We start from the raw sequence: 12,224 nt of genomic DNA, 5'->3' as shown, positions 1-12,224 counted from the left end.
AGCGACACCCATGACCGTCACCCACGACCAGGCCCAGTGGTTCGCCCAGGCGTTCACCCAGATGGTCGACAACGTCGACAAGGCCGTCCTGGGGAAGCAGCACGTCATCCGCCTCGCGCTGACCTGCATGCTCTCCGAGGGCCACCTGCTCCTGGAGGACTTCCCCGGCACGGGCAAGACCCAGCTGGCCAGGGCGATGGCCGGCACCGTGCAGGGCAGCAACAGCCGCGTGCAGTTCACCCCCGACCTGCTCCCCAGCGACGTGACCGGGGTGACCATCTACGACCCGGCCAAGCAGACCTTCGACTTCCACCCCGGCCCGATCTTCGCGAACATCGTGCTCGCCGACGAGATCAACCGGGCCTCACCCAAGACCCAGTCCGCGCTCCTCGAGGTGATGGAGGAGGGCCGGGTCACGGTCGACGGCGTGGCCCACCCGGTCCCCTCGCCGTTCATGGTCATCGCGACCCAGAACCCGATCGAGCAGGCCGGCACCTACCGGCTGCCCGAGGCCCAGCTGGACCGGTTCCTGATGAAGACCAGCCTCGGGTACCCCGACCACGAGGCGACCATCGCGGTCCTCGCCGACGCCAAGACCCGCGACCGCACCAAGGCCCTCGAGGCGGTGGTCACCAGCAACGTGGTCACGGAGATGGCCGCGCTCGCCGACGAGGTGCACGTCGACCCGGCGATCCTCGCCTACATCTCGCGCATCGCCGAGGAGTCCCGCCGGCACGTCTCGATCAAGCTCGGCCTGTCGGTGCGCGGCTGCCTGGCCTTCGTCCGGTGCGCCAAGACCTGGGCGGCCAGCCAGGGGCGCACCCACGTCATCCCCGACGACGTGAAGCTGATCAGCCACCCCATCCTGTGCCACCGGCTGCTCCTGACGGCCGAGGCGCAGTTCGCCAACATCACCGTCGACCAGGTCATCACCCAGATCCTCTCCGAGGTCGCCCCACCCGCCGAGCGAGTCGCCTGAGCATGACCGTCGACCAGGAGCAGGACCCCAGCCAGCTGGGCGAGGACGTGGGCCACACGACTCGCCGAGCCGACCTCAAGAAGGGGCGTCGGCGGTCCCGGCGCGCCCCGGGGACCTCCTCGACGCCGCTGGCCGCTCCTCCGTATGCCGCCTCGCCGGGTGCCCGTGGCGGCGCTGCGGGTGCCGCCGGGGCCGGCTCCACCCGGCCGCGTCGCCTCCCGACGCTGCCCACCATCACGGTCACCCGCCCGAAGGTGCCGAGCGCCGTCACCCGGGCCGGTCGGCAGGCCACGGGGGTGCTCGCCCGGCGCACCGAGCGCCTGCGCGGCGCGACGCGGCCGGTCTGGGGTCCGGTGGCGGCGGTCCTGCGCTGGGTCTCGCCACTGGGCTGGAGCATCCTCGCGCTCGGCGTGCTCTGCTGGGTGGTCGCGGCGGTGGCCGACTGGGCCGAGTGGGCGATGATCGGCGCCGGTGCGATGGCGCTCGTGCTGTGCTGCGCGCTGCTGGCGGTGGGCCGCACCCGGGTGCGGATCGACACCGAGGTCGACCCGCTGCGGGTCACCGTGGGGGAGCCGGCCACGGGTCGGATCGCGGTCACCAACGAGTCCCGGCGCGGGATGCTGCCGCTGCTGGTCGAGCTGCCGGTGGGGATCACCGCCGCGCGGTTCACCCTCCCGCCGCTCGGGTCGGGCAAGGTGCACGAGGAGCTGTTCGTCGTGCCGACCGAGCGCCGCGGCGTCATCGCCGTCGGCCCCGCGTCCACCGTGCAGGGCGACCCGCTCGGCATCGTGCGACGCACCCTGCGCTGGACCGACGTCACCGAGCTGTTCGTCCACCCGCGCACCACCTCGCTGGAGAGCCTGGGCGCCGGGCTGCTGCGCGACCTCGAGGGTGAGACCACCCAGGAGATGTCGATGTCCGACCTGGCCTTCCACGCGCTGCGGGAGTACCAGCCGGGAGACGACCGGCGCTACATCCACTGGCGCTCCTCGGCGAAGGCCGGACGACTGCTGGTGCGGCAGTTCCTCGACACCCGGCGCTCCCACCTGACCGTGGTGGTGGACGCCGACCCCGACAAGTACGCCGGGGGTGAGGAGGACGCGGAGACTGCGATCTCGGTGGCCGCCTCGGTGGGCAAGCGGGCCCACATGGACGAGCAGGACTTCACCATCGTGTGCCGCGACTCGTCCGCCTCCCGCACCAGCGCCCCGCTGGCCATGGACGCCCTGGCCAGGGTCGAGCTCGGGCCCAGCGACCTCTACGCGATGGCCGGCGAAGGGCTCTCCCTCGCCCCCGACACCTCGATGGCCGTGCTGGTCACCGGCTCGGCCACTCCCTTCATCCAGGTGCAGCGCGCGCTCGGCCGGTTCGAGTCGGAGGTGCTGCGGGTCGCCCTCACCATCGACCGGGACCAGCGGGTCGGGGTCAAGAACGTCGGAGGCATCACCCTGATGAACATCCACGCGCTCGGTGACCTGCGCGCGGTGCTGGTGGGAGTGATGGCGACGTGAGCGCCAGCCCCCTCGCCCCGCCACGCGAGTCGATGCTGTCCACCGAGCGCACCCGCGCCGACCGGGCGGCCGGCCTGCGCTCGCGCCTCCTGCCGTCCCGCGAGGACCTCGTCGACCTGGCCTTCACCGGGCTCCTGGTCGGGCTGGCGCTCTGGGGGTTCCGCACCGTCTTCTTCGGCTGGGAGTGGATCCTCGCCGCCGTCGGTGGCCTGCTGCTCGGGCTGCTGGTCGCCCACCTGGTGACCGCGTTCCGCCTGCCCTCGGTGGTGACGATGCTCGGTCTCGCCGCGGCATACCTGGTCCTGGGCGGGCCGCTCGCGGTCCGCGACCACCTGGTCGCCGGGGTGTTTCCCAGTGGCCGGACGATCGACGACCTCACCTCGACCGCGGTGCACGGGTGGAAGCGGCTGCTGACGCTGCTGCCCCCCGTCGACGCGACCGTCACCCTCCTCGCCCTGCCCCTCATCGTCGGCATGGTCGCCGCTGCCGTCACCTACACCGTGGCGCGCCGCCGCGCCGGCGGGTATGCCGTGGTGGCGCCCCCGTTGGCCGCGCTCGCCCTGACGATCGTGCTCGGCACGCTCGAGCCGGCCTCCCTGCTCGCGCAGGGCGTCGCCTTCGGCCTGGCCGCGGTCGGCTGGATGGTCGTGCGCAGCACCCGGTCGCGCCCCCCGCTCCAGAACGGCGCGGGCCGCGGCGCCCGCGCGGGGATCGGCACCGCGCTGCTCGCGCTGGCCGCCGTCGCCGGTCTCGTCGTCGGGCCGCACCTGCCCGGCGCCGACGGCGACCTGCGCCTTGTGGCCCGCACCGAGATCGTGCCGCCGTTCGACGTCGCGCAGTTCCCCAGCCCGCTCGCCGGGTTCCGCAAGTACACCGAGCCCAACGACGCGAAGCTCTACGACACCGAGCTGATGCGGGTCACCGGAGCCCCGGCCGGGACGCCGCTGCGCTTCGCCACCCTCGACCACTACGACGGCAGCGTCTGGGGGGCCGGCTCGCGGGCCGGGGAGGACTCGCCCCGACCGGGCACGGCGTTCCAGCAGGTCGGTGAGCGGGTCAGCGCGACCGGCGACGGCAGGCCGGCCACCCTGCGGGTCACCATCCCCGAGGGCGGCTACTCCGACGTGTGGCTGCCGACGGTCGGGCAGGTGACCGGGGTGACGTTCGCGGGTGCCCGCGCCGACCAGCTCGCCTCCCGGTTGTGGCTCAACACCGACACCAGCACGGCGATCGTGCCCGACCGGGTGTCGCCCGGCGACCGCTACACGATGCGCGTGCTGCTGCCGACGAAGGTGGTGCGCGACAAGCTGCCGACGTCGCTGTCCACCGCGACCGGCAACCTCGCCCAGAGCCAGGAGCTCGGCTTCCTCGACGAGCGGGTCGACGCCTGGAGCCACGACGCCGAGGGGCCGTGGGACGAGCTGCGGGCGGTGGCAGGGGCGATGCGCAACGACGGCGCCTACACCGACGGCGGCACCGAGAACTCCGTCGAGAGCTACTACCTCGCGGGTCACTCCCGCGGGCGGCTGGCCCGTTTCGTGGGCGCCACCCAGCTCGCCGGCAACGACGAGCAGTACGCCGCGACGCTCGCGCTCGTGGCGAACCGCCTCGACATCCCGACCCGCGTCGTGATGGGGGCCGTGCTGCCCGAGGGCGGGGTCGTCAGGGGCCGGGACGTGCACGCCTGGGTGGAGGTCCAGGACGAGACCGGGACGTGGATCCCGTTGCTGGCCAACACCTTCCTGCCCGACCGCAACCAGAAGCCCAACCAGCTCCAGTCCAAGACCGACGAGCAGAAGATCGGCGCCCTCGTGCCGCCGCCGGCCGGCACCAACCCGCCCAGCGTGCTGCAGGGACCCGACCAGGCGCAGAACGCCGTGAACCTCAAGAAGCCCCCGAAGAAGCTGTTCGACCCGTCGGCCTGGCCGGACTGGCTGCGCTGGCTGGTCTTCTACCTGCTCCTCCCACTGCTCGTGCTCGCGGCGGTCTACTGGCTGGTCCGCGGCGCCAAGGCCTGGCGTCGGCGGCGGCACGCCACCCGGGGCACGGCGACGGCCCGGGTCGCATGGGCCTGGGACGACCTGATGACCAGCGCGCGGTCGTTCGGCCACGCCCTGCCCCGCCGGGCCACCCGGCTGGAGCAGGCCGGCGCGCTCGACCGACTGGCCGGCGCGAATGCCCTTGCCACGCAAGCCAATGCGCTCATCTTCGGACCCGGCACGCCCGACGCGGACGACGCCAAGGCGTTCTGGGCGGCGACCAACGAGGCGCGTGGCGACCTGCGGGCCAACTGTGACTTCTGGCGCCGACTGCGCTCCGACGTCGACCCGCGGCCGCTGTTCGCCCGCGGACCGGCGACCCCGGGCCACCGCCGCACCCTGCCCACCCTGGCCACCCTGGCCACCCTGACCCGGAGGACGGCTGCCTCGTGAAGCTGAAGTTCACCCTGCGATCCTCCGGCGACGTCGACACCGACCTCGTCGCGACCGTCGACGGCACCACCACCGTCGGCCAGCTCGCGGAGTACCTCGTCCTCGCCGACCCTGCGCGGGGCGTGGCCCCGGTCCAGGCCGGGGTGGGTGACTTCACCCTGTCCCACGTCGCCGAGGGCTTCCGCGCCGTCGACCCGCGGTCGACCATCGCCGAGAGCGGCCTGCGCTCCGGCGCCCACGTCGCGGTCACGCGACGCACCGAGGGGTATGCCGATCGGGGCCAGTCCGTCGCGACCGCCGTGGTCGTGGCCGGCCCCGACACCGGCCGCGAGGTACCGCTCGGTGCCGGCACGGCATACCTCGGCCGCGGTCGCGGCTGCGAGATCCAGCTCAGCGACGCGCAGGTCTCCCGCCGGCACGCCCGACTGCTGGTGACCGACATCCTCGAGGTCATCGACCTCGGCTCGTCCAACGGCATCCAGGTGCAGGGACAGCAGGTCGACCGGGCCGTGCTCAAGAGCGGCGACCGGTTCCGGATCGGCGAGACCGAGGTCGAGGTGCGGGTCGCGGGTGGCAACACCGGGCTCGCTGCGGCCCGGGGCACGTCGCTGCCGTTCTCGCGGTCGCCGCGGATCGCGCCGCTCTACGTCGGGCGCGAGTTCCCGGTGCCGGCGCTGCCCGAGCGGCCCAAGCCCGAGCGCCCCCCGTGGATCGCGGCGGCGGTGCCGATGCTGATGGGCGTCGGCCTGGCCATCGCGCTCGACAACCTGCTCTACCTGCTCTTCATCCTGCTGACGCCGGCCATGCTGTTCGGGCACTACTTCGAGTCGCGACGCAACGCCCGCAAGGACTACGAGCAGGCCCTCACCGAGTTCCGCGAGGACCTCGCGATCATGGTCGAGCAGCTCGAGGAGGAGCAGGGCCGCGAGGTCGCCGGTCGCCAGGCCGAGCACCCCGCGAGCTCCGAGGCGGTCGAGGCGGTCGGCAGTGCGTCCAGCCTGCTGTGGACCCGGCGCCCGGGTGACCCCGGCTTCTGCGAGTTCCGGCTCGGACTCGGTGAGCTGCCCTCGCGCAACACCCTCAAGCTGCCCGAGCTCGGCCGCTCCCGGGCCGAGGCCTGGCTCGAGGCGTCCCAGGCCGTCGACGGGATGGGGACGGTCGACCCCGTCCCGGTGGTCGCCGAGCCGTTGCGCACCGGCGCGATCGGCATCTCCGGCCCCCGCCAGCGCGCCCTCGAGGCAGCCCGTGCGGTCGTCGTCCAGGCGGTCGCGCTGCACTCACCCGCCGACCTCGTCGTGGCGGCGGTCGGGTCGCCGGCCACGGCGCGCGACTGGGACTGGCTGAAGTGGGTGCCGCACACGGCCTCCCCGCACAGCCCGATCGACGCCCGGCACCTCGCGAACACCGGCCCGGCCAGCCTCTCGCTGGTCACCGAGCTCGAGGAGCTCATCACCAGCGGGGCGCCGTCCGCCGAGCTCCCCGACGACTCCACCGGCCCGCTCCAGGGGACGTTCACGCCGCCACGCCTGCCCGCCGGTCGCCCGGTCGTGCTGCTGGTCGTCGAGGACGACGCCCCCGTCGAGCGCAGCCGGCTGGTCCAGCTGGCCGAGCGCGGCTGGCGCTACGGCATCGTCGTGCTGTGGGTGTCGCCGACGACCGCGACCCTGCCCGCGGCCTGCCGCACCTTCGTCGAGCAGGGGCCGCAGCAGGGCGACGCCGTGGTCGGCTACGTCGGCGCGGCGGTGGTCCGGATGCCGGTCGCCGCCGACCACGTCGAGGCTCCCGACGTCGAGCGGCTGAGCCGGCAGCTGGCGCCGCTGGTCGACTCCGGGGTGCCGGTCGAGGACGAGAGCGACCTGCCCCGCTCGGTGTCGTTCGTCAACCTGGTGGGTCACGAGCTGGCCGAGGCCCCGGGCCCGGTCATCGAGCGCTGGGGGGAGAACCGGTCGATCCTCACCGGTCCCTACGCTGCCGCTCCGGTGGCCCGCCCCAAGCCGGGCAACCTGCGCGCCGTCATCGGGCAGTCCGCCGCAGGCACCTTCTCGATCGACCTGCGGGCCGACGGACCGCACGCCCTGGTCGGTGGCACCACCGGCGCCGGCAAGTCCGAGCTGCTCCAGGCCTGGATCCTCGGCATGGCCGTCGCCCACTCCCCGCAGCGGCTGACCTTCCTGTTGGTGGACTACAAGGGTGGCTCGGCGTTCCGCGACTGCGTGAACCTGCCGCACACCGTCGGCCTCGTCACCGACCTCTCGCCGCACCTCGTGCGCCGAGCCCTCGCGTCCCTGTCGGCCGAGCTCAGGCACCGCGAGCACATCCTCGCCCAGCACAAGGCCAAGGACCTGATCGAGCTCGAGCGCCGCGGCGAGGTGGCCGCGCCGCCGAGCCTGGTGATCGTCGTCGACGAGTTCGCGGCGCTGGTGCAGGAGGTCCCCGAGTTCGTCGACGGCGTGGTCAACGTGGCGCAGCGGGGTCGCTCCCTGGGGCTGCACCTGATCCTCGCGACGCAGCGCCCGGCCGGCGTGATCAAGGACAACCTGCGCGCCAACACCAACCTGCGGATGGCGCTGCGGATGGCCGACGAGGCGGACAGCGACGACGTGCTCGGCACGCCGGTGGCGGCCTACTTCGACCCGGCCCTGCCGGGCCGCGCGGTCTCCAAGGCCGGCCCTGGTCGGCTCACCCCGTTCCAGACCGGGTATGCCGGTGGGTGGTCCACCGGGGACGCGCCGACCGCGTCGCTGGACGTCGAGACGCTCGGCTTCGGGGTCGGTGCGGCCTGGGAGCTGCCCGTTGCCGAGGAGGCCCACGACGTCGTGCAGGAGGACCTCGGGCCGACCGACATCCAGCGTGTCGTCACCCAGATCGGGGCAGCGCAGGAGGCCGCCGAGATCCCCGACCCGCGCAAGCCGTGGCTGCCCGAGATGGCCCCCGTCTACGAGCTCGCCGACCTGCCGACCCGGCGTCGTGACGACGAGCTGGTGATCGGCATCAGCGACGACCCCGACAGCCAGACCCAGCCGCCGATCAGCTTCCGTCCCGACATCGAGGGCAACCTCGCGGTGTTCGGCGCCTCGGGGGCCGGCAAGAGCGCATTCCTGCGCACCATCGCCGTGGCGGCGGGCTTCACGGTCCGCGGTGGTCCGTGCCACGTCTACGGGCTCGACTTCGGCAACCGTGGCCTGGCCATGCTCGAGCCGTTGCCGCACGTCGGGAGCATCATCTACGCCAGCGACCACGAGCGGGTCGTCCGGCTGCTGACCATGCTCCGCGAGACGATCGACGAGCGGGCGCTGCGCTACTCGGCCGTCAACGCCGCCACCATCACCGACTTCCGGCGACTGGCCGATGCGCCCGACGAGCCGCGGATCATCGTGCTGGTCGACGGGCTGACCAGCTTCCAGGCGGCCTACGACAGCCACGCGGGGCAGCGCTGGCTCGACCTGTTCACCTCGCTGGCCGGCGACGGCCGGCCGGTGGGCGTCCACTTCGTCGTCACGGCCGACCAGCGCAACGGGCTGTGGGGCGGGTTGTCGTCCGCGATCCAGAACCGCGTGGTGCTGCGGATGGCCACCGTCGACGACTACCTGTCCCTCGACGTCGACGCCGACGTGCTGTCGCTCGGCTCCCCGCCGGGACGCGCGATCGTGCACGACCGGGAGGTGCAGGTCGCCGTGCTCGGCGGGTCCTCGGACTCGACCGTGCAGGCGCGGGCCATCCACGGTTTCGCCGAGGGCGTGCGCCGGGCCGGGGTGCCCGAGGCACCGCCGATCCGGTCGCTGCCCGAGTCGGTGTCGCTGGCCTCGCTGCCCGCCACGGACGCGTCCGGTCGACCCGCGATCGGGCTGTCGTCGACGACGATGCGCCCGATCGGCTTCGACCTGCGGGGCAGCCAGATCGTCCTCGGGCCCTCGGGCAGTGGCCGGACGACCGCGGTCCTGACCATGGCGCAGGCCGCCCTGCGTGCCCAGCCGGGGCTGCGCTGCTGGCTGTTCAGCCCGCGGCGGTCGGTGCTCACCCGGGCCACCGGCGTGTGGACCGAGAGCGCCGTCGGCGTCGACGACTGCCGGGCGCTGGCCAAGCGCCTGAAGGACGAGCTGGTCGAGGCCGGCGCCTCCGGGGCGACCGTGCTCGTCGTCGTCGAGCGGGCCCAGGACTTCGACGGGTCGATGGCCGAGGACGACCTGGTCGAGCTCATCAAGGCCGTCGTCAACTCTGAGCAATGCGTTGTGGCAGAGGCAGATTCAAGCTTCTTCAACTCCAACTACGGCATGTCCGGGGCGCTGCGGTCGTCGCGCTCCGGGCTGTCCCTGCAGCCCAGTGGCGACGAGGCCTCGGCGTTCGCCGCCGACTACCGCGGCGTCAGCCGGGACCAGCTCCTCGAGGGCCGCGGCTTCCTGGTGCGGCGGGGCAACCCCGAGCTCGTCCAGGTGGCGCTGCCGTTGTCCACGAGCGCCACGGGCGAAGGTGCGGTGGGGAGTGCTCCCCATTGAGGTACCCACTGGCCCGCACCTACGTTTTCACCTCAAGCACCGACTCACATCACGACTTGTCCTGTTCGACCACGAAAGCGAGTGCCACCAAGGGCGCTCACGACATGAAAGAGGGGAACCGTCATGGCTGAACTTTCCATGAACACCGGCACCGCCCGGACCCAGGCCGGCGTCCTGGACGACTCCGCCCAGAAGATCAAGAAGGCGAAGTCGGAGATCGACGACCTGATCGGCCAGCTCAAGAGCAGCTGGTGGGGTGAGGACCAGAAGAAGTTCGAGACCAAGTGGAACGGGCAGTACGCCGCGGACCTCACCAAGGCCGCGACCGGCCTGACCAAGGCTGCGGACCAGATCCGCACCGAGGCCAAGCAGCAGGACCAGACCTCGAACTGAGCGTAGGCACCACGCACCACGCACCACATCCGGTAGGACCCACGAACTTCACGCAGACAAGGAGACAACCATGCTTCCCACTCCCGAAGGTGGCGGCGGCGGCGACAAGAAGGGTATGGACCCGTCGAAGGTCCAGGACGTCATCTCTCGCCTCGGCAAGGCCAAGGCCGACCTCCAGCACGCCAAGCAGGACGCCGACCAGGCCGCGCACAAGCTGGCCAGCGCCTGGCACGGCCCGGACTCGACCCGCTTCCAGTCGCAGTGGAAGAACGACGCCACCCACATCGACCAGACCGTCCTCGACGTGACGGAGATGCACAAGCGTCTGCAGGCCGAGCTGTCCGAGCAGCGGGCCGCCTCGAACTGAGGCCGTCCACGCCGGTGGCTGCCCTGGCACGACCAGGAGCGGCCGCCGGCGTGACCTTCCCGCACGCTGACCACGTCGCACCACCAACCCAGAGAGCAGAGCGCCATGGGCGGCACCGACAAGAAGGGCATGGAGAACCACAAGGTTCGCTCCATCGCCGAACAGCTGTCCCGGGTGCACCGTGAGCTGACCGACGCCACCACCACTGCCGAGCAGGCGGTCCGTCAGCTCCGCGGGGTCTGGGTGGGCGAGGACGCCACGACCTTCTTCAACGCCTGGCCGGCCACCCGCACCACGCTGGACTCCAGCTCGGCCGGCGTCGACGAGCTGAGCAAGCGGCTGTCCGAGGAGATCGGTGACCAGGAGCTCACCTCGGGGGTGACCGGCGGAGACGGTGCTGGCACCGGCGGTGGCGACGGCGACGGCGACGGCGACGGCACGCCCGACGGCTCCGACCAGGACGACGACGACGACGGCACGCCGGACGACCAGGACGAGGACGACGACAACAACGGCGTCCCGGACGACCGCGACGACGACCCCGAGAACGACGACGACCAGGACGACGACGGGGTCGACGACAACAGCGACGAGGACGACGACAACGACGGCATCCCCGACGACGTCGACGACCACTCCGACAACGACCACGACGAGGACGGCATCCCGGACGGCGACGAGGATGCCCTCGACGACGACCAGGACGGCATCCCGGACGTCGAGGACGGCGACGACGACAACGACGGCACCCCCGACGAGGACGATCCCGAGCACGCCGCCGAGTCGCCGTTCGACAAGCCGGAGCTGAACGTCGGCATGACCCTGGCGGACGGCGAGCAGCAGCTGTGGGACCAGCAGGTCCTCGGCCACACCTGGGGCGACGAGGACGGCAACCACCTCTCCGCCGAGCTGCTCGGCACCGAGGGCAAGGCCGACTACGAGCTCGGCATCTCGAAGGACGGCCTGGTGGCCTCCGGTGGCGTGATGGCCGGCGCCTACGTCGCCAAGGTCAGCGGCGCCTACTCCAACAGCTACGGCACACAGGCCGAGGGCAAGGCCTACGTCGGAGCGGAGGCCAACGCCGACGCCGGCGTCAAGCTCGGTCTCGACGGAGCCAAGGCCAACGTCGGCGGCGAGGTGTTCGCCGGGGGCAAGGCCGAGGGCGAGGTCAGCCAGGACCTTGGCCCGGTCGACGTGGGCGTGGGCGGCGAGATCTCCTACGGCATCGGTGCGCACGCGGAGGCGGACGCCGAGATCAGCAGTGACAACATCGGGGTCTCGGTCGACGTCGGTGCCACCCTGGGCATCGGTGGCGGGATCAAGTTCGACATCGGGTTCGACCCGCCCTGGTAGCCCGGCCGGCCCAGCACCCCACGCAGCACCCCACGCAGCACCCGTGCAGCATCCGTGCAGCATCCATGAAAGGCAGCGCCAGCACCATGAGCACCCTCAGCTTTCCCTCCGAACGCTTCCCCGCGCCGCCGGCGGTGAGCATCGACGTGCCGGACACCTGGGAGCCGGTGTCGGCGCCGGCCGTCGTCCTGGCCGCGAAGCAGACCGAGGTCAACGCCGACTTCACGCCGAACGTCATCATCCGGATCGGCACACGCCCCGAGGGCGACCAGCCCGCCGACGCCCTGATGGAGCTGCGCGGCTCGCTCGACCAGCGCCCGCAGGCCGAGGTCGGGGAGCTCCGGACGGTCCAGATCAACGACCAGGAGTTCCACCGCGTCGACGTCTCGTGGGTCGACCCGCAGTTCGGGACGATCCGGCAGGTCCACGCCTTCGCGAGCCTGCCCCGGCCGGACGCCCTGCAGGACTTCGTCCACGTGACCGGATCGGCCGGTGGCGCCGGGGTCGACGCGGACGTGCCGGTCGTCGAGCAGGTCATCGCGAGCACCCGCATCACCCGCTGACCCACGAGCCGGACCCAGGCCCCCGCCGCGCCCCGCGGCATACCCCGCACTTCTGGCCAGCCGTGCGTCACGGGACCCGCGAATCGGCCGCTCCGTGCGGCACCGGTGGCCAGAAGTCGGGGGACATGACACG

General features: G+C 72.5%; 8 protein-coding genes. All 8 read left to right on the top strand.

Annotated elements, in window-relative coordinates; genetic code table 11:
* Positions 1-10: 10 nt before the first annotated feature.
* The 8 genes from ASG95_RS00600 (at position 11) to ASG95_RS00565 (ending at position 12,091) form a co-directional block, all read left to right on the top strand.
* Positions 11-979: a MoxR family ATPase gene (locus ASG95_RS00600; protein ID WP_056921384.1), complete on the top strand. Its 969-nt coding sequence runs from the start codon at positions 11-13 to the stop codon at positions 977-979.
* Between the two features lie 2 nt (positions 980-981).
* Positions 982-2,490: a DUF58 domain-containing protein gene (locus ASG95_RS00595; protein WP_057376177.1), complete on the top strand. Its 1,509-nt coding sequence runs from the start codon at positions 982-984 to the stop codon at positions 2,488-2,490.
* The gene (locus ASG95_RS00590; protein ID WP_057376176.1) at positions 2,487-4,922 is read left to right on the top strand and encodes a transglutaminase domain-containing protein; all 2,436 of its coding nucleotides are present in this window, start codon (positions 2,487-2,489) and stop codon (positions 4,920-4,922) included. The genes ASG95_RS00595 and ASG95_RS00590 overlap by 4 nt, the downstream gene beginning before the upstream one ends.
* On the top strand, positions 4,919-9,415 hold the full coding sequence (locus tag ASG95_RS00585) for an FtsK/SpoIIIE domain-containing protein (protein WP_057376175.1): 4,497 nt from the start codon (positions 4,919-4,921) through the stop codon (positions 9,413-9,415). Before ASG95_RS00590 ends, ASG95_RS00585 begins: the two co-directional genes overlap by 4 nt.
* Before the next feature lie 123 nt (positions 9,416-9,538).
* Complete coding sequence (locus tag ASG95_RS00580) at positions 9,539-9,808, top strand: WXG100 family type VII secretion target (protein WP_157581663.1); 270 nt, start codon at positions 9,539-9,541, stop codon at positions 9,806-9,808.
* 70 nt (positions 9,809-9,878) lie between these two features.
* A complete protein-coding gene (locus ASG95_RS00575; RefSeq protein ID WP_057376174.1) occupies positions 9,879-10,175 on the top strand; it encodes a WXG100 family type VII secretion target in 297 nt (98 codons plus the stop codon).
* Between the two features lie 105 nt (positions 10,176-10,280).
* Positions 10,281-11,528 (top strand): WXG100 family type VII secretion target, encoded by a 1,248-nt coding sequence (locus tag ASG95_RS00570; RefSeq protein ID WP_057376173.1) that lies wholly within the window; start codon positions 10,281-10,283, stop codon positions 11,526-11,528.
* Positions 11,529-11,614: 86 nt separating this feature from the next.
* Positions 11,615-12,091, top strand: coding sequence for a hypothetical protein (locus tag ASG95_RS00565; protein WP_057376172.1), 477 nt, complete (start codon positions 11,615-11,617; stop codon positions 12,089-12,091).
* Positions 12,092-12,224 lie beyond the last annotated feature (133 nt).

The sequence above is a fragment of the Phycicoccus sp. Soil803 genome (assembly GCF_001429685.1).
Taxonomy (GTDB): Bacteria; Actinomycetota; Actinomycetes; order Actinomycetales; family Dermatophilaceae; genus Pedococcus.
Note: the sequence above shows the minus strand (reverse complement) of the source record. Positions and strands in the feature narration are given on the sequence as shown.